Here is a 19,342-nt window from a genome sequence, read left to right as displayed (position 1 = left end):
GCACGAACCTGTGTACAGCCGTGAGTTATCCACAGATGGGCACCGCAGCATCGAGTCGAGGGGGAGGTTGTGCGCGCAGAATCGGAGATATTCGTACACAACCTCCCCTTCGGCAACAGGGGATGCGGGCATACTCGAGGCAACTGCAGACGACAACAGGAGACGTTCGGTGGCACAGGCACTCAAGTTGGGATACAAGGCATCGGCCGAGCAGTTCGGTCCGCGTGAGCTGGTCGAGCTCGGGGTGCTCGCCGAGGCGCACGGGATGGATTCGGCGACGGTGTCGGATCATTTCCAGCCGTGGCGGCATACCGGTGGGCATGCGCCGTTCTCGTTGGCGTGGATGACGGCGGTGGGGGAGCGTACCGAGCGGTTGCAGTTGGGGACGTCGGTGCTGACGCCGACGTTCCGGTACAACCCGGCGGTGATTGCGCAGGCGTTCGCGACGATGGGGTGTCTGTATCCGGGGCGGGTGTTCCTGGGGGTGGGGACGGGGGAGGCGCTCAATGAGATTGCGACGGGGTACAGCGATGCGTGGCCGGAGTTCAAGGAGCGGTTTGCGCGGTTGCGGGAGTCGGTGCGGTTGATGCGGGCGTTGTGGACCGGTGATCGGGTGGATTTCGAGGGGGAGTTCTATCGGACGGTGGGGGCGTCGATCTATGACGTGCCTGACGGTGGTGTGCCGGTGTATGTGGCGGCGGGTGGTCCGGTGGTGGCGCGCTATGCGGGTCGGGCGGGTGATGGGTTCATCTGTACTTCGGGTAAGGGGATGGAGCTGTATACCGACAAGTTGTTGCCTGCGGTGGCCGAGGGTGCGGGCAAGGCCGGCCGGGAGGTGTCGGGGATCGACAAGATGATCGAGATCAAGATTTCGTATGACACGGATCCGGAGTCGGCGCTCGAGAATACGCGGTTCTGGGCGCCGTTGTCGTTGACGCCGGAGCAGAAGCATTCGATCGAGGATCCGATCGAGATGGAGGCGGCGGCGGATGCGTTGCCGATCGAGCAGGTGGCGAAGCGGTGGATTGTGGCGTCGGATCCGGATGAGGCGGTGGAGCAGGTGCGGGCGTATGTGGATGCGGGGTTGAATCATTTGGTGTTTCATGCACCGGGGCATGATCAGCGGCGTTTTCTGGAGTTGTTCGAGCGGGATCTGGCTCCGCGGCTGCGCGCCCTGGCCTGAGGACGATCGAGCGGCCCGCACTCCGCGCATCAGTGCGACCCGCACTCCGCATCAGCGCTGCCCGCATTAGGGTGAGATCCATGAGCGCCAACGCAGGGTCAGTGTCGAGCATCTACATCGCGGCCCCCGAGGGCGACACCGGGAAATCGGCCGTTGCGCTCGGTGTACTGCAGATGCTGTGCGCCTCCACCGCACGGGTCGGGGTGTTCCGGCCCATCGCCCGCTCCGACAGCGACACGGACTACATCCTCGAACTCCTCCTCGAATACACGACCGTCGACCTCGACTACGACGACTGCCTCGGCGTCACCTACGACGATGTCCACGCCGATCCGGAATCGGCACTCAGCGACATCGTCACCAAGTACCATTTCGTCGCCGATCGGTGCGACGCCGTTGTCATCGTCGGCAGCGATTTCACCGAGATCACCAACCCCAGCGAGCTGTCGTACAACGCGCGGATTGCCGCGAACCTCGACGCACCCGTGCTACTCGTCCTGCGCGGCTCGGGCCGTACCCCCGACGAGATCGCCCAGGTGGCCGCGGTATGTGCGAACGAACTGTCGGCGCAGCACGCGCATCTCGGCGGAACCGTCGTCAACCGCTGCGACCCGGACCACCTCGACGACGTCACTGCGGCGCTCGCGGGCCGGACCGAAACCGTGTGGGCGCTGCCCGAGAACCCGATTCTGATGGCTCCCACAATGGGTGAGCTGCAAACGGCCATCGGCGGCGAGCTCTACAGCGGTGACCCCGACCTGCTGCAACGCGAGGTGCTGCGCATCATGGTCGGAGGTATGACCGCCGAGCACATCCTCGAACGCCTCACCGAAGGCGTCGTGGTCATCGTGCCCGCCGACCGCACCGACGTCATCCTCGCGCTCGTCAATGCCAATGCGGCAGAGGGATTCCCGACGCTCGCCGGAATCATCATGAACGGCGGGTTGCTGCCTCATCCGGCCATTGCGCAACTCGTCGCAGGTCTCAAGCCGAGCCTGCCGATCCTCACCACCGCGTTGGGCACCTTCGACACGGCCTCGGCGGCCGACCGCACACGCGGACGGATGGCGTTGTCGGCGCAGCGCAAGATCGAGACCGCGCTCGCGATGATGGAGCAGCATGTGGACGCGTCCGAGCTGCTCGAACGGCTGCGCTTGCCGCGCCCTTCGGTGACGACCCCGCAGATGTTCGAATATCAGCTCGTCGACCGGGCCCGCGAGCAGCGACGCCACATCGTGCTGCCCGAAGGGGGCGACGACCGGGTGCTGCGCGCCGCCGGACGGGTCTTGCAGCGGCGCATCGCCGACCTGACCATTCTCGGCGACGAAGCCGCGGTGCGTCAGCGTGCCTCCGAACTCGGCATCGACATCTCGGCGGCGAACATCGACGATCCGCGCAGGTCCGAACACATCGACACGTTTGCCGAAGAGTACACGCGGCTGCGGGCACACAAGGGCATGACCGTGGAACGCGCACGCGAAATCATGGGTGACATCTCCTATTTCGCCACCATGATGGTGCACCTCGGGCTCGCGGACGGCATGGTCTCCGGTGCCGCACATACCACCGCGCACACGATCCGGCCGTCGTTCGAGATCGTCAAGACCGAACCGGGCGTGTCGACGGTGTCGAGCATTTTCCTGATGTGCCTGTCGGATCGCGTACTGGCCTACGGCGACTGCGCCGTGGTGCCCGACCCGACCGCCGACCAGCTCGCCGACATCGCAATCTCGTCGGCGGCCACCGCAGCACGATTCGGAATCGAACCGCGCATCGCGATGCTCTCGTACTCGACGGGCGAGTCCGGCTCGGGTGCCGACGTCGACAAGGTGCGTACCGCAACGGCTCTCGTGCGGGAGCGGCGACCGGACCTGCCGGTGGAAGGGCCGATTCAGTACGACGCCGCGATCGAACCCTCGGTGGCCAGCACGAAACTTCCCGACTCCGCTGTGGCGGGCAAAGCAACGGTGTTCATCTTCCCCGACCTCAACACCGGCAACAACACCTACAAGGCGGTGCAGCGCAGCGCCGGGGCGGTGGCCGTCGGCCCGGTGCTCCAGGGATTGAACAAGCCCGTCAACGACCTGTCGCGCGGCGCGCTCATCCAGGACATCGTCAACACCGTGGCGATCACCGCGATCCAAGCCCAGGGAGATGCCCAGTGAGTACTCCGAACCCGCTGACGGCGGGCACCGTCCTCGTCCTCAACTCCGGCTCGTCGTCGATCAAATTCCAGCTCATCGACCCCGAGACAGCGGAGGCGCCGGCGCACGGGCTCATCGAACGGATCGGTGAACCCGACGGGCGCATCATCTTCCACCACACGACGGGAACCGACGAACACCTCGGCGAGATTCCTGATCACAGGTTCGGTCTGCGCAAGGTCCTCGAGATGCTCGAAGGGCTCGGCCGCCCACTCGAGGAGGTCGGGATCCTCGCTGTCGGACACCGACTCGTCCACGGCGGCGACCGGTTCTACGAGCCGACCCTCATCGACGACGCGGTGGTACAGGCCGTCTCCGACCTGTCGGTGCTCGCACCCCTGCACAACCCCGCGAACGTCGTCGGTATGGAGGTGGCCCGCGAAGAGCTGCCCGACGTCCCGCACGTGGGAGTGTTCGACACGGCCTTCTTCCATTCATTGCCTGCGGCTGCGGCGACCTACGCAATCGACCGGGACATCGCACGGAACAATGGGATTCGACGCTACGGATTCCACGGCACCTCACACGAATACGTCTCGAACCGTGCCGCCGCGTTCCTCGGCCGCGACTACGGCGAGTTGAACCAGGTGGTACTGCACCTCGGCAACGGTGCGTCCGCGTCGGCGATCGCCGGTGGCCGCCCGCTCGACACGTCGATGGGTCTGACGCCCCTCGAAGGACTCGTGATGGGCACCCGCAGTGGCGACATCGACCCCGGCGTACTGATGCACCTCAACCGGGCTGCGGGTATGAACGTCGACGAGATCGACCGCATCCTCAACCGCAGCTCCGGGTTGAAGGGACTCTCGGGCGTCAACGACTTCCGGGCGCTTCTCGGGTTGATCGCCGACGGTGACGCCGACGCGAAACTCGCCTACGACGTGTATGTGCATCGGTTGAAGAAATACATCGGCGCTTACCTCGCGATCCTCGGCGGCATCGACACCATCGTGTTCACCGGTGGGGTGGGCGAGAACAACATCGATATCCGTCGCGACAGTCTCGCCGGACTGGACAGGCTCGGCATCGTCCTGGACCAGGAGCGCAACGAAGCATCCGGCGGCGGTGAGCGCAGGATTTCGGCGGACGACTCTCGCGTCGAGGTACTCGTGATTCCCACCAACGAGGAACTCGCGATCGCCCGTGCCGCAGTGGCATTCGTGTAATTCGGTGGACTGCGAACGGTATCGGACCGACCCTGTGCACCGGTGTTGTTACAGCAGGCTTCGGGGACGGATGGCGTTGGCGAGGTCAACGAGGGTATACCGATGCATGCGTGCCGGGGCCTGCCTCGCGAGCTGACGCAACGCGGCCTCGGTGCCCCGTCGCAGCCCTCGCTCTGTGAACGGCACATCCAGGAACCTGCTGTGCTCGTGCCGGGATCGGTTCCCTGCACGCACCCAGTCGAGCGCGGTACTGAGAACGAGCGCCTCCATCTGAAGAGCACGGCCCTCGTCCGGTGGTAGCCCGGACACCCGACGCGCGGCCTCGCGGAGATCGGATTCGGTGATCGAATCGATATCGCCCTCGCGCAACAGGATCAGCGTGCTCGTCATCGTCGCGGCGCTGTGATGGCGCGACGTGGCGGGCACCTGATCGAGGATCTCCACAGCCGCGGAGAGATTCGCGCGTGCAGTGAGCTGACGTGCCAGACCGAACGCGGCACTGACGATGTTGTGGTCGGTACGCCACACCGTGCGATAGGACTCCTCGCAGAACTGACGCCACGCGGACGGGTCGTCGCTCTCCCAATGCTGCAGGATCAACTCGGCGGTTGCGGCGAGCGCGAGCTTAGGTGCCAACTCTCCCGGCAACGCTTCGAGCACCATCTCGAATCGTCCGAACGCAACCTCGTACTCCTCCATGAGCACCGAAGCGAGTCCCGTATACCAGTCGATGCGCCAATCAGAGCCGATGTCGCTCTCCAGACGCTGGAGGAGCTCCACAGCATGCGGGGCCTCTCCGAGATCGAGATAGGCGCGGGTCTCGGCGAGGGTCAGCTCGCGGGAGAACGCCACATCCGCACTGCCGACGACGCGTTCGATGCCGCTCTCGCGAGCATGTCGCAGCGAGTCCAGGGTCTGCTGCGGTTCACTGTGCACTGCAGCAGCGAGCAACGCCGCGCTCGGGTCGTTCGGATCCAGCAACGGAACAGGCAGCGCTGCAGCGATATTACGTGCTTCGATAGCGGAATCACGGTCCATTCCGTCGACATACACATCGGTTTCCGCGACCGCCTCGTCGGTCCCGAACGTGGTGCGTGGAGGGCTGAACATACGCGACAGACCGGGATGTTCGGTGCCGCTCTTCTGCGACAGGATCTCGCGCAATACCCCCGTCAACTGGCCGGCCAGGTCATCGGCCGACACGAATCGCCGGTTCGGATCAGGGTTGGTGGCGCGCAGCAACAACCGGTGAAACGAATCGTGCTCGGCAAGAATCGGTTCGTCGGAGGGCGTCGGCAAACCGTCGAGGTATCGCCCCTTGTCGGAGGGCATGTCGAGAGTGAGTACCGCCAGAGTTCGTCCGACCGTGTAGATATCGCTCGCGACCGTAGGTCCTGTCCGTGCGATCTCGGGTGCCTGGTAGCCGGGGGTGCCGTACAGGTACCCGTAGTCCTCGATACCGGCAACCGCACCGAGATCGATGAGTTTGAGCTGCTCGTCGGTGACCATGATGTTCTCGGGCTTGAGATCGTTGTAGACGAGCCCGATCTCGTGCAGATACCCGAGCGCGGGAAGGGTCTCCAGAAGATACCCGATGGCCTGCTCGACGGGCATCCGCTGGTCGGGGCACGTCCGCAGCACCTCGCGGAGCGAATGTCCACCCACATATTCCATGACGATGTACCCCATCGGGGTGCCGTCGGACCGAGGGTGCTCCACGAAGTTGTAGATCCGTACGATGCTCGGATGGCTCACTTCGGCGAGGAACTGCTTCTCGGCGACCGCCACCGCCTGAGCTTCCGCGTCGCCGGTGTGCAGAAGTCCTTTGAGAACGACCCACCGGTCACTGACGTTTCGATCGATCGCAAGGAAGATCCACCCGAGGCCGCCGTGGGCGATACAACCCTGTACCTCGTACTGTCCGGCGACGAGCTCTCCGGGCTGCAGGGCAGGTGTGAACTCGAACCGCGAGCCGCACTTCGGGCAGTTTCCAGATGCCGGCCCGGGACCCTTCGGGCCGCTGCGTCCCACCGGGTTGGCGCACTTCCAGCAGAACCGTTTCCCCTCGGCCACATGAGGATCGCGTAGAACTGCGGACGCAGGATCGATCGGTGAGGGTACCGGCACATCGACCAGATCGGCGACCCGACGGTGCAGATGTCCGCGCGTGCGGGAGCGACGAGTCGAGGACCGCCCTGACGGGGTGCTGCTGTGCGGAGCCGAGTCGGGAAGCGCTGAACGCTGTGTAGCGGGAGCCGAACGCTCGGTTGCGGGGGCTGAACGCTCGGTTGCAGGACCGGAGTCGGGTGTCTCGGGTCTATCGGCTGATTCGTCGCGTGTCATGACATCCTCAATCGACGTACGTCGGGGCCGGTGGGACAGGCGCCTGGCCGAGAACCGAGAGATACCGGTTGTACAACTCGGTCCACGTGCCGTCGGCGCGGATCCGCGCGAGGGTGCCATTGACCGCTCTCACCAGATCGTCGCTGCCCTGGGTGATCCCGATGCCGTACGGCTCGGACCCCAGTGACGGTCCGACCAGTTCGAGATACGGGTCCTGGGAGGCGAGCCCGGCAAGGATCGTGTCGTCGGTGGACACGGCGTCGACCTGTCGCTGTTGCAGGACGACGAGACAATCGGCCCACGAGGGCACGGTCAGTATCGACGCTGCCGGTTGCAGTTGTTGCATGCGCGTGAGTGACGTCGTTCCCGCAGCGATGCACACCCGCCGGCCCGCGAGATCCGCGGCGCTTCGGACATCGGAATCCTTGACGACGAGCACTCGCTGCTGCGCGAGGAAATAGACCGTGGAGAAATCCACCTGCTCGCGTCGTGCGCAGGTGATGCTCATGGTCTTCGCAACGATGTCGACGGTCGAATCCTGCAGGGCCTGCTCGCGTTCCGAAGAGTTCAGAATTCGGAAATCCACTGCCTCCGGATCGCCGAGAATGTCGCGGGCGATCTCCCGGGCGATCTCGACGTCGAATCCGGTGATGCGGCCGGTCGCGGGGTCGCGATAGCTCATGAGATTGCTGCCCGTGTCGAGTCCGACGATCAGCCTGCCGCGGGCACGGATGGCGTCGAGGGCAGGCCCGGTCTCGTTGCCGGTGGGACGCAGACTCGCAGTGGGATCGCCGCACTCCGGCGCCGTGGGCACCGCAGACGGGGAGGGCGCGAAGGCGGCGTCCTCGGGCATCGGAAGCGAGACGGTGGAGGTCTCGGTGGTCGCCTCGCGAGGCGGGACCTCCGTGGAGCACCCTGCCGCAACCGCCGCGACCGCACACAGGGCCGTGATCCACACTCCAGCAGAGCGCCGCGCTGTCACTGGTACTCCCGAAGTCGTGGCCACAGTCCGATGATGACAGCGATCAGCGACAGCACCATCAGGGCGATCGCCACGGGCGCGAGACCCGACAACGTGCGCGACGCACGGAACTCGTTGTCGCGGAGCTCGTGGCGGGTGTCCTCGATGCCTTCGCTCAGCGCCGCATCGAGACGGGCGAATTGCGCGGTTGCCTCATCGGGTCCGGGGCCGGTGGCGAGCACCGCAGCAGCGGTGAAATCGCCGCGTTCGAGCGCTGCCACGGTTCGTGCGTGCGACTTGATCCACGCCTGCCTGGCTGCTTCCGCCCGGGACGCGGCGTCGGTGCCGATCTCCACGATGCCACCCTCGGTGTAACCGTCGAGCCGATCCCCAAGGCGGGTGATCGTCTCGTCGTAGACCCCGATATATGCTCCGCTCGCGTCCCGCCGCGCGAGGAGAAGGGTCTCGGCCGTGCGGGACTGCTGCGCGAGGATGCGGCTCGCCGTGAGATCCGCCAGCGGCTCCGCGCCCTGCTCGATGGCGCGTTCGGTTGCGCTCGAGGACACCAGGCCGGCGATGAGGAGCCAGCACAGCAACGCACCGGTTGCACCGATCGCGAAGATCAGACCCGGGTTGAGAGTGCGGCGGGTCTTTCGGCTCACGAGGACATGTGCTGCACACAACGCCGCCACGGTGACCAGAAGCAGCCCGATCGCAGTCCATGGAGGGGCCACCGCGGCGCGCTGGGTCGAGTTCACCGCGATCACGCCTTGCGTATGCAACTCCTCGGCCACCGGCAGCATCGACGTCTGCATCATGTTCGACGCCTCGGCCAGGTACGCGGCGCCGACCGGGTTGCCGGTGCGATTGTTGGCGCGGGCGGTTTCGATCAGCCCCGTGTACATAGGGAGCATGCGCGCGATCGCGGCAACGTTCACTGCGCCGAGTTCGTCCTGCTCTGCGAGCCCGGCCGCGGCGACCACGAGCTGCCCGGACGCCTCCGCAACAGCCTCGACATAGCGGTCGCGCACCGGGGCAGGCTCGATCCCACCCGAGATGAATCCGGTGACGGCGGCCGCATCGGCGATGGACAGCGCGCTGTACAGGTTCTGGGCGGCGTTCGCGAGCGGCTCGGTTGTTGCCAGAAGGCGGTCATGGGTGGCCTTCCGGCTACTGGCGACCTGCGCGGATGCCACCCCGGAGATCACCAGCAGAACTGCGAGTACCAACCCGAGCGAAATCAGTTTGGCCGGTGTCGACCGGAACCACTCACGTGCTCCGTCGCTGCGGTCACGCGGCCCGTCATGATCCTCGGCCGAGCCTCCCGAGCCGCCGACGGAATCGATGGGAGGGGGCATGCGCACGTTCACGGCACAATCCCTTCCTCGAGCAACCCGATTGTGGCGAGCATATAAGTTCGATAGGACGTATTGGCAGGCGTCCACATCGTCGGAGGTCGACCGGAGTTCGAAAGTGCCGGTACCCGGCCCCCGAATGGGGATGTCGTGCCCTCGTGACGGCCGAGGGCGAGGAGGGTGGATTCGATGCGCGGTGATGGGGACGGCTGGGCGGTAGGGCCGGACGGAGGACGCCGATGGGGCGTGCACGGTGCTGCGGGTTTGCTGCTCCGCGCACCGCGAAGTGACGGGAACCCTGCGGTGTTGCTCCAGCTCCGCGCGGTGTGGAGCCACCAGGGCGGTACCTGGGCGTTACCGGGTGGCGCCCGCGACAGTCACGAATCCACAGTCGACGCCGCAGTTCGCGAGGCTCACGAGGAAGCGGGAATCGACAGTACGTCGGTCGCGGTACGAGCCGAACGGGTCACCTCGGGAAAGCTCGGCTCGTGGTCCTACACGACGGTGGTGGCCGATGCGCCCGCACCGCTCGACACCACCATGAACGGGGAGAGCACCGAATTGCGGTGGGTGGGCGAGGACGAGGTCGAATCGATGCCTTTGCATGCGGGCTTCGCCGAAGCGTGGTCTGCTCTGCGCACCCGTCCGGTGCGGATGCTGCTCGACACCGCGAACGTTCTCGGAGCCACTGGGCCGTCCGGATGGTGGCGAGACCGTCCCGGCGCGACAGGCGCCCTGCTCGCCGACATCGCGGCGGCGCTCCCACGCACCGTCGAACTTCCGGACGGAACGTTCGGGTGGGTGTCACGGGTCGAGGCGGTCCTCGAAGGTCGTGCGCGTAGCGCGATCGTCGTCGACGACCGTACCCGCGTGCATACCGCGGACGGCAGTGGCGACGACGAACTCGCGCGGCTTGCCGCGGCAGACACACCCGATACTTCCGCTGTTCCCGCTACGGCGACCGCGCTCGATCCGGCCGTGACAGTAGTGGTGACCGCCGATCGAGGACTACGTGAGCGTCTGCCGCACGGCACCATGGCACTGTCTCCGTCGGCAGTACTGGGCTGGTTGTAGGGCGTCAGACGGGCAGCGCAGCCTTCAGCGCTGCGGCGGCAGCGCGCGGGTCGTCGGCCTTCGTGATCGCGCGCACCACCGCGATGCGCTGGGCGCCCGCGTCGAGCACCTGGGGGAGACGTTCGAGATCCACACCGCCGATCGCGAACCACGGACGCTGCGGATGCGAAGCGTGTACCTCCCGGAGGACGTCGAGTCCGGCCGCCGTGCGCCCCGGCTTGGTCGGGGTGTCCCACACCGGCCCGGACGCGAAATAGTCCACTCCGTCCTCGCCGTCGGCGAGCACGGCCTGGGCGCGGCTGGCCGTGGACCGGCCGATGACGATGTCGTCGCCGAGGATCCTCCGTGCCTGCTTCACCGGTAGGTCGCCCTGCCCGAGGTGCAGGATGTCGGCGCCGGCGGCGAGCGCGATGTCGGCGCGGTCGTTGACCGCGAACAGCGCACCGTGGCGTGCACACGCATCGGCGATCACCTCGAGTGCGGCGAGTTCCTCACCGGCCTCCAGGCGGCCGAACTTCTTCTCACCGGCGGAGTCCTTGTCACGCAACTGCACGATATCGACGCCGCCGACCAGGGCTTCCTCGATGAACCGGGCGAGATCGCGGGTGTCGCGACGGGCATCGGTGCACAGGTACAACCGCGCGGTCGCGAGGCGCCCACGGGGGTCGGGATGGCTGCCGCGGTAGGTGGTCGGATAGGTCGTCACGGACAAGACGGTAGCCTCTACCTCGAAAGTGACAACACGGGAGTCCCGGGGATCGCGGGGCTGAGAGGGGGCCTGCCGGCCCCGACCGTTATGACCTGAACCGGATCATGCCGGCGCAGGGAGTGAGGTGGATGTCGTGTCGACAGTAGCGGTCATCGGCGGTGGCGTGATCGGTCTGGCCGTCGCGTGGCGTGCAGCCCGTGCGGGATGGACGGTCACCGTCCACGATCGTGCTCCGGGCACCGGCGCATCCTGGGTTGCGGGCGGAATGCTCGCACCGTTGTCGGAGGGGTGGCCCGGGGAAGAACGCGTCCTCGATCTAGGGGCGGCCTCGCTGCAGCGCTGGCCCGCACTCGCGCACGATCTCGAACGCGAGACCGGCATCGACGTCTTCACTGCGGGTGCATCGCTGACGGTCGCACTGGACGCTGCGGACGCCGCCGACCTGCGCACGATCGCAACCTGGGTCGCGGAGCAGGGCCACGAGATGCGCATCCTCACACGCGCCGAGATCCGTGATCTCGAACCGTCGCTGGGGCCACGGATCAGGCTCGGCCTGCTGGCCCCCACCGAACTGTCCGTCGACAACAGAAGGCTCGTCGAAGCGCTGCATCGCGCTGCCGTCGCAGCGGGTGTGCAGTTCGTTCAGGCTTCCGTCGGCGACCTCGACGAACTGTCCGAGGATCGCGTCGTGCTCGCTGCGGGATCCGCATCGGCGCGACTGTGGCCGGACCTTCCGGTCCGGCCGGTCAAAGGTGAGATCCTGCGGCTGCGCGTGCGACCCGGAGCGACCCCGCCGCCGCGGCACACCGTGCGCGGCAGTGTGCACGGACGCCCCGCGTATCTGGTGCCGCGCGCCGACGGGATCGTCGTGGGAGCGACCCAGTACGAAGCGGGCGACACCGAGGTCACGGTCGCGGGAGTGCGAGACCTGATCGCCGACGCCGAAATGCTGTTTCCCGCGATCGGTGAGTACGAACTGCACGAGGCGAGCGCGGGGCTGCGCCCGATGACCCCCGACAATCTGCCGCTGATCGGCAGATTGTCGGATCGGGTGATTGCTGCTACCGGGCACGGCCGCAACGGAATCCTGCTCACCGCGGTCACGGTCGACGCGGTGCTCGCCGAACTCGCCGACAACCCGCTCGCCGAGGTGGCACATGCAGATCCCCAACGATTCGCGAAGGAGAGCGTGCGATGACGAATCAGATTTCGGTCGGTATCACCGTCAACGGTGAGGAGAAATACTTCGCAGACGAACCGGCCATGACGGACCTGCTGGCGGAGATGGGACTGCCCGAGAAGGGCATCGCGGTCGCCGTCGACGGGGTGTTGTTCCCCCGGGGGCGCTGGAGCGAGAAAATCGGCAAGGGCGCGCAGGTCGAGATCCTCACGGCGGTGCAGGGTGGCTGAACACGCACTCGCGCGGGTGGACCCGGGGCATGACCTGCCCCCGCTGACCATCGCCGGAAGATCGTTCTCGTCCCGGTTGATCACCGGCACGGGAGGCGCCGCGAACCTTGCCGTGCTCGAGGACGCGCTCGTTGCCTCGGGTACCGAACTGACCACCGTGGCGATGCGTCGGGTCGACGCGACGTCCGGAACGGGCGTGCTGGACCTGCTGGTTCGGCTCGGGATCGCGCCGCTGCCGAACACCGCGGGGTGCCGCGGAGCGAAGGAGGCGGTCCTCACCGCGCAACTGGGCAGGGAAGCGCTCGAAACCGATTGGGTCAAGCTCGAAGTCATCGCCGACGAACGAACCCTGCTGCCCGATGCGATCGAATTGGTCTCTGCTGCAGAGCAGCTCGTGGACGACGGGTTCAATGTCCTGCCGTACACCACCGATGATCCGGTGCTCGCGCGTCGTCTGGAGGATGTCGGGTGTGTCGCGGTCATGCCGCTCGGATCACCGATCGGGACGGGGCTGGGTATCGCCAATCCGCACCACATCGAGATGATTGTCGAATCCGCTGGGGTACCCGTCATTCTCGACGCCGGTATCGGTACTGCCTCGGATGCTGCCCTCGCCATGGAACTGGGCTGCGACGCGGTGCTCCTCGCCACGGCGGTCACCCGAGCGAAGGACCCGGCGTTGATGGCATCAGCGATGCGGCACGCGGTCGAAGCGGGTTTCCGTGCTCGGCATGCCGGACGCATTCCCAAGCGATTCTGGGCCCAGGCATCGTCGCCCCTGGAACCCTGAGGCGCTGGTCGCGGGCGTGGTGCTGCGCTCCGGCCGGATTTCCGGCAGTCTGTGAACCATGATCGAAGTGACCGGACTGACCAAGACCTTCGGTTCAACCACTGCCGTCGACAACGTGACGTTCACCGTCCCACCGGGAATCGTCACCGGGTTCCTCGGCCCCAACGGGGCGGGCAAGTCGACGACGATGCGCATGATCCTAGGGTTGGACCGTCCGACATCGGGTACCGCGCTCATCGAGGGCAAGCGGTATCGGGACCTTACGCGTCCGCTGCAGACCGTCGGTGCGCTGCTCGACGCCAAATGGGTACATCCGAACCGATCGGCGCGCGCACACCTGCGGTGGCTTGCAGCCTCCAACGGATTGCCGGATTCCCGCGTCGATGAGGTACTGCGTCAGGTCGGGCTGACCGAGGTCGCAGGCAAACGCGCAGGCGGTTTCTCGCTCGGCATGTCGCAGCGCCTCGGTCTGGCAGGTGCGCTGCTGGGCGACCCGAAGGTGTTGTTGTTCGACGAACCTGTCAACGGTCTCGATCCAGAGGGCATCGTGTGGATCCGCCGGTTCATGCAAGCCCTGGCTGCGGAGGGCCGCACGGTGCTCGTGTCGAGTCACCTGCTGTCGGAGATGGCCCAGACCGCCGATCACCTCATTGTGATCGGACGAGGCAAGCTCATCGCCGACATGTCGGTCGAGGACTTCGTCGATCGGGCGTCGGAATCGCTCGTGGTGGTTCGCAGCCCCCAACTCGATGAGTTGCGCAGCGCACTCACCGAACGCGGGCACACGGTGATCGAGGAGGACGGTGCGTTGCACGTCTCGGGAGCCGGTGCGGCAGAGATCGGTGAGCTCGCCGCGGCACGCTCGATCGTCCTGCACGAACTGGCGGGCCGCCATGCATCCCTCGAGGATGCGTTCATGAAACTGACCGGAGGCGACGTGGAGTTCCACGGCACCGGTTTCGACGACGTGATGAAGGGCAGCCTGTAATGGCATCACCAGCATTGGACACCTTGCGTGCGGAACGCATCAAACTTACGTCGGTGCAGTCTCCGTTCTGGTGCCTGGCGGTGATCGTCGCCCTGGGTATCGGTTTCGCCGCAATGATGGGGGCTGTGGCCCGCAGTTCCATGTCGCTCGACGACGAGGCCGCCCGGTTCTATCTGACCCCCGATATCGCCGCGACCGGTGTCACGGGCTTCGGCATCATGGTGCTGATGATCCTCGCTGCGCTGTCGGTCACGAGCGAGTACCGTTTCGGCGTCATCCGGACGACCTTCATCGCCAATCCCAACCGTTCTCTCGTGCTGACCGTGAAATCGGTTCTCATCGGAGTGATCGGAGCTGTGGTCACCGGCGTGGTGGGCCTGATCTCCGTGTATGTCGCGAAAGCTCTCGCGGGTCCGGAGGCAGGTCGCGACCTAGTGCTCGAGGGCGACACGTGGCGCGCGATCTACGGCATTGCGCTCTACGCGTTCCTGGCGGTGTTCCTCGCGGTGGGTGTGGGGACATTGCTGCGGCAGTCGGCGGGCACGATCGCGCTCCTACTGTTGTGGCCGCTGCTCATCGAATCGTTGTTCTCGTTGTTCGGCCGAGTGGGTCGTGAAATTCAGCCGTTCCTGCCGTTCATCAACATCAACCACTTCCTCGGTATGGAGCAGGGGGTCGAGTTCCATTGGGGACCGTGGGGTTCGCTGCTGTACTTCGCATTGTTCACGGCGGTCGTGTTCGGTGTGTCGCTTGCAGTGGTCGGTAAACGCGACGCCTGAGCTGTGCGGGACAGTACGCTCGGGCAATGATCGACACGGTGATCGGCCGCCGCACCGCCATGGTCGTGGTGGCGGCAGTGGTGCTCGCAGGCTGCGCGGACGATGGCGGTACGGACGCGGCATTCGTCGATCCGACCGCTCTCGCCGACAGCGTGCAGATCGATGCCCTGATGGGCCACCTCACCGAATTCGAGCGCATCGCAACGGAGCACGACGGTAACCGTGCGCTCGGTACGGCGGGCTACGACGCGAGTGTCGACTACGTAGCGGGCGCGTTGCGCGACGCCGGATACGACGTGCAGACACCCGAATTCGAGGCCACCACCTTCGAGGTCGAAGCCCAGAGGCTCGAGATCGACGGACAACCCCTCGACGTGCGGGCACTGGGTCTGTCGCCCACGACCGGACCCGAGGGGCTGACCGCACCCGTCGTGCGGGTGCCCACTGACGACACTCCGGGATGCGAGGCCACCGACTACAACGGTCTCGATGTTTCGGGAGCGATCGTGGTGGTCGACCGTGGCGTGTGCACCTTCTCGGTGAAGGAGACACTTGCCGCCGATGCGGGGGCTGCGGCGCTGCTCGTGGTGAACACAGAGGACGGACCCCTCGCCGGTGCGACGCTCGACGAGACCGTGCCGCGACGAATTCCCGTCGGCGGAATCGGTCCGGCAGACGGTGAGCGGGTTGCGGAATCACCGTCGGTGGACCTCGTTCTCGACACGAAGACCGAGACGCAGCGCTCCCGCAACGTCATTGCGCAGACCGCCACGGGCTCGACCGACGATGTGGTGGTCGTCGGTGCACATCTCGACAGCGTGCCCGAAGGACCGGGGATCAATGACAACGGCAGCGGTGTCGCGGCAGTCCTCGAGACCGCGCTGCAGCTCGGCAGCGAACCCGGCGTCACCAACGCGGTGCGGTTCGCGTTCTGGGGCGCCGAGGAGATCGGGCTCGTGGGGTCGAGCGAGTATGTCGCGTCGTTGTCTCCCGAGGAGCGCGATGCGATTGCCCTCTACCTGAATTTCGACATGCTCGGGTCCCCGAACCCCGGTTATCTCCTCTTGGACGGCGACGATTCCGATATGGACGGTGCCGGACCGGGACCCGAGGGATCGGCCGGCATCGAGCGCACCCTCTCCGGATTCTTCGCCGAGCGCGGGATCGATGCCGGCGGCACCGATTTCGACGGTCGCTCCGATTACGGCCCGTTCATTGCAGTGGGAATCCCCGCCGGTGGCACGTTCACCGGCGCCGACGAAGACAAGACCCCGGAAGAGGCCGACAAGTGGGGCGGCGCTGCGGACGAGGACTTCGACCCGAACTACCACAGCGCGGAGGACACAGTGGACAACATCGACCGCGATGCCTTCGCGGTCTCCGCGGCGTCGGCCGCCTACAGCACCGCGGTCTACGCAGGCTCGCTCGACGGCCCGGACGGAGTCCCGAGCGGGGCAGCGCGCACCGAGGCGCGGGCTGCGTTCACTGAGTAGTCGGGCTGTTCTGTCAGGGCTGCTCGTGGAGTCGCCACAGTGGGTTGACCGGCCCGTGACCGTGGCCGAGGTCGTACGACCATTCGAGGCACTTCGTCACCCATTCCTTCGCGAACGCCACCGCGTCCGGCACCGACCTGCCGTGGGCGAGCGCCGATGCAATCGCCGCCGCGAGCGTGTCGCCGCCACCGTGGTCGTTACCCGTGGCGAGGCGCGGGCTCGGGAACTCGAGGAATCGGTCGCCGTCGAACAACAGATCGGTGCTCGAGTCCGAAGTGCGCAGATGACCGCCCTTCACGATCGACCACTGTGCACCGAGCCCGTGCAGTGCTTCCGCGGCCTGCCTTGCGGTGCGGTCGTCGACCACCTCGATACCGGTGATGAGCCGGATCTCGTCGAGGTTGGGGGTGACGACGGTCGCCAGCGGGATCAGCGCCGAGCGGACGGCCTCGAGTGCACTCGCATGCAATAGGGGATCTCCATGCATCGACGCACACACGGGGTCCACGACGAGTGGGACGGCGGTGTCGCGGCCGATGCCGACCTCCGAGCACACGTCCGCGACCGCTTCGATGATCTCGGTCGACGCAAGCATGCCCGTCTTGGCCGCAGCCACTCCGATGTCGTCGACAACGCATCGCACCTGGGCTGCCACCGTCTCCGGTGGGATCTCGTGGAAGCCGCTCACCCCGACCGAGTTCTGCACGGTCACCGCGGCCACCGCGACACAGGCGTGGACACCGCACATCGCCATCGTGCGCGAGTCGGCCTGGATGCCCGCGCCTCCTCCGGAGTCCGTGCCGGCGATGGTGAGCACACGAATCGGGGTGTGGCCTTGTTCGGCCAGGGGAAGCAGCTGCACGGAGGTGACCCTACCGGTCGTCGTTCGGGCAGCTTCCGGTGTCGGCACTCTGTCGGGGGAGCGGTGCCCCAGCGCTGCGCACATGTGCTCTATAGTGTCGTGCGTCACACTAAGTATTGAGGTTCGGGGAGGCGCTCGTGATCAACTTGTCGACGGCTGAGGTGTCCGACAACGCCGATCAGAACCGATTCGAGTTGCGTCTCAATGGTGACCTCGTGGGCATTCTGGGGTATTTCGATTCCGAGCATCCGGCGGGCATTCCCGGGAGGGGGCGTCCCGTCGTCGATTTCCTGCACACCGTGATCGTCGAAGACTTCGGGCACCGTGGTCTTGCCGGCATCCTCGTCGGCGGGTCGCTCGACATCGCGAGGAGGCGAGGTTGGCGAGTGCGGCCGGTATGTACGTATGTGCAGAGGTATCTCTCGTCGAATCCGGGCTACCGCGATGTGATCGTGCCGATCGAGCCCGCTCGGAGAGTCTGACCCGAAAAATGTGAGCACTGCTCTTGCTTGATCGGCCCAAAGAGTGAACACTGATCTCGAAAGCGGTCGGTGTTCACTATTCGGGAGATCTCGCCATGAATCACGAAAATCCCCAACGACGCACGGTCGCCGCAACGCTGCTGGTGGTCGCGGGCATCCTGTTCGCTCTCTTCCCACTCACCCGGCCGTTCGCACCCGGCGGTGGAGCAGACACCCTCGAACAGTTCGGCTCGATCTGGTGGACGGTCGCGCATCTCGTCGGCGCCGCCGCATTCCTCCTGACGGCATTCGCGTTCGCGGAATTGCACATTGCACCGCGCGCCACCGCGGCGATCGGCGTCGGTAGCGCTCTGACCCTGCTGTACTTCGGATCCGAGACCTTCGCGCTGCACGAACTCACCGCCGTCGACGGCGATACCGCGCTCGAGCTTGCCGAACTGATCCGAACCGGAACCGCGGCGATGATCGCGTTCGGTGTGGGGTTGCTCCTCGTCGCTGTCGGGGTGATCGTCGTGCTTGTGTCAGCGGTGCGTAGGAGATGGACCCCGGTGCTTCCGGCGGGCATCACGGCTGCAGGATTTCTCCTGTACATCCCGCAGTTCTTCGTGTCGCCGACGCTGCGGATCGCGCACGGCGTCCTCATGCTGATCGGTTGCGCGTTGGTGGCGTACGAACTCGTGAAATCGGACCGGGCCCAGGACGTGGACGCGGCCGACGCCCCGGACTATTCGGCGAGGTCGACGATCACCGGTGCGTGATCGCTCGCGCCCTTGCCCTTGCGCTCGTCGCGGTCGATCGACGCGGACGTGACCTTCGCCGCGAGGGCAGGCGACCCGAGTACGAAGTCGATGCGCATGCCCTGCTTCTTCGGAAAACGCAGCTGTGTGTAGTCCCAGTAGGTGTACACGCCGGGCCCGGGCGCGTGCGGGCGCACGACATCGACGAAACCGGCCTCGGCGAACGCGGAGAATGCGTCGCGCTCGGGCTGCGAGGTGTGGGTCTTGCCTTCGAAGAACGCCGGATCCCACACGTCTTCGTCGGTGGGGGCGACGTTCCAGTCGCCGACCAGCGCGACCGGTTGGTCCGGGGCGGTGGAGAGCCAGCCCTGCGCGTCGGCGCGCAGCTTCGCGAGCCAATCGAGCTTGTAGGCGTAATGGGGATCGGTGAGCTCGCGGCCGTTGGGCACGTACAGGCTCCACACCCGGACACCGCCACAGGTGGCACCGATGGCGCGCGCCTCACGCACGGGGGAGACCTCGGGGTCCTTCGAGAATCCGGGTTGATCCTCGAAACCGATCTGCACGTCGTCGAGTCCGACACGCGAGAGGATCGCGACTCCGTTCCACTGGCTCAGGCCGACATGCGCCACCTGATAGCCGAGTTCTTCGAACCGGGCATACGGGAACTGCTCGTCCTTGCACTTCGTCTCTTGCATCGCGAGCACGTCCGTGTCGGTTCGTTGCAGCCAATCGACGATCCGATCGGTACGAGCACGGACCGAGTTCACATTCCAGGTAGCGAGGCGCACGGCCACCACTGTAGG

18 protein-coding genes and 1 riboswitch are annotated in these 19,342 nt (G+C 66.2%); of the genes, 12 read left to right on the top strand and 6 right to left on the bottom strand.

Going from position 1 to position 19,342, the window contains the following annotated elements; translation table 11 throughout:
* Positions 1–169 precede the first annotated feature (169 nt).
* From fgd to HCA61_RS04395, 3 genes are all read left to right on the top strand, one after another.
* Positions 170–1,183: a glucose-6-phosphate dehydrogenase (coenzyme-F420) gene (gene fgd, locus HCA61_RS04405; protein ID WP_169686975.1), complete on the top strand. Its 1,014-nt coding sequence runs from the start codon at positions 170–172 to the stop codon at positions 1,181–1,183.
* Positions 1,184–1,263: 80 nt separating this feature from the next.
* Positions 1,264–3,348, top strand: a complete 2,085-nt coding sequence (gene pta, locus HCA61_RS04400; protein WP_169686974.1) for a phosphate acetyltransferase — start codon at positions 1,264–1,266, stop codon at positions 3,346–3,348.
* Between the two features lie 14 nt (positions 3,349–3,362).
* A complete protein-coding gene (locus HCA61_RS04395) occupies positions 3,363–4,553 on the top strand; it encodes an acetate kinase (protein WP_206039702.1) in 1,191 nt (396 codons plus the stop codon).
* Between the two features lie 48 nt (positions 4,554–4,601).
* On the opposite strand, the gene HCA61_RS04390 is transcribed toward HCA61_RS04395, so the two are convergent.
* Genes HCA61_RS04390 through HCA61_RS04380 form a run of 3 tightly spaced genes read right to left on the bottom strand, consistent with a single transcriptional unit; the run spans position 4,602 to position 9,227 of the window.
* Entirely contained in the window at positions 4,602–6,896 is a 2,295-nt protein-coding gene (locus HCA61_RS04390) for a serine/threonine-protein kinase (protein ID WP_169686972.1), read from the bottom strand.
* 7 nt (positions 6,897–6,903) lie between these two features.
* The gene (locus HCA61_RS04385; RefSeq protein ID WP_247273147.1) at positions 6,904–7,878 is read right to left on the bottom strand and encodes a glutamate ABC transporter substrate-binding protein; all 975 of its coding nucleotides are present in this window, start codon (positions 7,876–7,878) and stop codon (positions 6,904–6,906) included.
* Positions 7,875–9,227 (bottom strand): hypothetical protein, encoded by a 1,353-nt coding sequence (locus tag HCA61_RS04380; RefSeq protein WP_169686971.1) that lies wholly within the window; start codon positions 9,225–9,227, stop codon positions 7,875–7,877. The genes HCA61_RS04385 and HCA61_RS04380 overlap by 4 nt, the downstream gene beginning before the upstream one ends.
* A 174-nt stretch (positions 9,228–9,401) precedes the next feature.
* On the opposite strand from HCA61_RS04380, the gene HCA61_RS04375 reads away from it, so the two are divergent.
* Positions 9,402–10,286, top strand: a complete 885-nt coding sequence (locus HCA61_RS04375; RefSeq protein ID WP_169686970.1) for an NUDIX hydrolase — start codon at positions 9,402–9,404, stop codon at positions 10,284–10,286.
* 4 nt (positions 10,287–10,290) lie between these two features.
* Here HCA61_RS04375 and thiE read toward each other — a convergent pair whose 3' ends face one another.
* Positions 10,291–10,992: a thiamine phosphate synthase gene (gene thiE / locus HCA61_RS04370; RefSeq protein ID WP_169686969.1), complete on the bottom strand. Its 702-nt coding sequence runs from the start codon at positions 10,990–10,992 to the stop codon at positions 10,291–10,293.
* 26 nt (positions 10,993–11,018) lie between these two features.
* A riboswitch (TPP riboswitch) is annotated at positions 11,019–11,133 on the top strand.
* On the opposite strand from thiE, the gene thiO reads away from it, so the two are divergent.
* From thiO to HCA61_RS04340, 6 genes are all read left to right on the top strand, one after another.
* Positions 11,129–12,193, top strand: coding sequence for a glycine oxidase ThiO (thiO, locus tag HCA61_RS04365; RefSeq protein ID WP_346777484.1), 1,065 nt, complete (start codon positions 11,129–11,131; stop codon positions 12,191–12,193). (Overlaps the previous riboswitch by 5 nt.)
* Positions 12,190–12,405, top strand: coding sequence for a sulfur carrier protein ThiS (gene thiS / locus HCA61_RS04360; protein WP_169686967.1), 216 nt, complete (start codon positions 12,190–12,192; stop codon positions 12,403–12,405). Before thiO ends, thiS begins: the two co-directional genes overlap by 4 nt.
* Positions 12,398–13,195, top strand: coding sequence for a thiazole synthase (locus HCA61_RS04355; RefSeq protein WP_308198767.1), 798 nt, complete (start codon positions 12,398–12,400; stop codon positions 13,193–13,195). Before thiS ends, HCA61_RS04355 begins: the two co-directional genes overlap by 8 nt.
* A 58-nt stretch (positions 13,196–13,253) precedes the next feature.
* Positions 13,254–14,183: an ABC transporter ATP-binding protein gene (locus HCA61_RS04350; RefSeq protein WP_169686966.1), complete on the top strand. Its 930-nt coding sequence runs from the start codon at positions 13,254–13,256 to the stop codon at positions 14,181–14,183.
* A 14-nt stretch (positions 14,184–14,197) separates the two neighbouring features.
* The gene (locus tag HCA61_RS04345) at positions 14,198–14,962 is read left to right on the top strand and encodes an ABC transporter permease (RefSeq protein ID WP_206039699.1); all 765 of its coding nucleotides are present in this window, start codon (positions 14,198–14,200) and stop codon (positions 14,960–14,962) included.
* 26 nt (positions 14,963–14,988) lie between these two features.
* Positions 14,989–16,455, top strand: coding sequence for a M20/M25/M40 family metallo-hydrolase (locus tag HCA61_RS04340; protein WP_206039660.1), 1,467 nt, complete (start codon positions 14,989–14,991; stop codon positions 16,453–16,455).
* Positions 16,456–16,468: 13 nt separating this feature from the next.
* Here the strand turns inward: HCA61_RS04340 and thiD are convergent, their stop codons facing one another.
* Positions 16,469–17,317 carry a bifunctional hydroxymethylpyrimidine kinase/phosphomethylpyrimidine kinase gene (gene thiD, locus HCA61_RS04335; protein ID WP_169686964.1) on the bottom strand — a complete coding sequence of 283 codons (849 nt, stop codon included), beginning with the start codon at positions 17,315–17,317 and terminating at the stop codon, positions 16,469–16,471.
* Between the two features lie 140 nt (positions 17,318–17,457).
* Between thiD and HCA61_RS04330 the strand changes: the two genes are divergently transcribed.
* Together HCA61_RS04330 and HCA61_RS04325 are read left to right on the top strand one after the other, a co-directional pair.
* Positions 17,458–17,799 (top strand): GNAT family N-acetyltransferase, encoded by a 342-nt coding sequence (locus HCA61_RS04330; protein WP_169687424.1) that lies wholly within the window; start codon positions 17,458–17,460, stop codon positions 17,797–17,799.
* Positions 17,800–17,894: 95 nt separating this feature from the next.
* Positions 17,895–18,557 (top strand): hypothetical protein, encoded by a 663-nt coding sequence (locus tag HCA61_RS04325; RefSeq protein ID WP_169686963.1) that lies wholly within the window; start codon positions 17,895–17,897, stop codon positions 18,555–18,557.
* Here HCA61_RS04325 and HCA61_RS04320 read toward each other — a convergent pair.
* Positions 18,524–19,327 carry an exodeoxyribonuclease III gene (locus HCA61_RS04320; RefSeq protein WP_169686962.1) on the bottom strand — a complete coding sequence of 268 codons (804 nt, stop codon included), beginning with the start codon at positions 19,325–19,327 and terminating at the stop codon, positions 18,524–18,526. The genes HCA61_RS04325 and HCA61_RS04320 overlap by 34 nt on opposite strands.
* Positions 19,328–19,342: the final 15 nt, after the last annotated feature.

It is taken from the genome of Rhodococcus sp. HNM0563 (assembly GCF_012726195.1).
Lineage (GTDB): Bacteria > Actinomycetota > Actinomycetes > Mycobacteriales > Mycobacteriaceae > Rhodococcus.
The sequence above is the reverse complement of the archived record's forward strand: the minus strand, read 5'-3'. Positions and strand labels throughout refer to the sequence as shown.

Excerpts from the sequence above, each read along its gene's own strand:
- pta (WP_169686974.1), top strand. The coding sequence starts at position 1,264 with ATGAGCGCCAACGCAGGGTCAGTGTCGAGCATCTACATCGCGGCCCCC.
- HCA61_RS04390 (WP_169686972.1), bottom strand. The coding sequence starts at position 6,896 with ATGACACGCGACGAATCAGCCGATAGACCCGAGACACCCGACTCCGGT.
- HCA61_RS04375 (WP_169686970.1), top strand. The coding sequence starts at position 9,402 with ATGCGCGGTGATGGGGACGGCTGGGCGGTAGGGCCGGACGGAGGACGC.
- thiS (WP_169686967.1), top strand. The coding sequence starts at position 12,190 with ATGACGAATCAGATTTCGGTCGGTATCACCGTCAACGGTGAGGAGAAA.
- HCA61_RS04350 (WP_169686966.1), top strand. The coding sequence starts at position 13,254 with ATGATCGAAGTGACCGGACTGACCAAGACCTTCGGTTCAACCACTGCC.
- HCA61_RS04340 (WP_206039660.1), top strand. The coding sequence starts at position 14,989 with ATGATCGACACGGTGATCGGCCGCCGCACCGCCATGGTCGTGGTGGCG.
- HCA61_RS04325 (WP_169686963.1), top strand. The coding sequence starts at position 17,895 with ATGAATCACGAAAATCCCCAACGACGCACGGTCGCCGCAACGCTGCTG.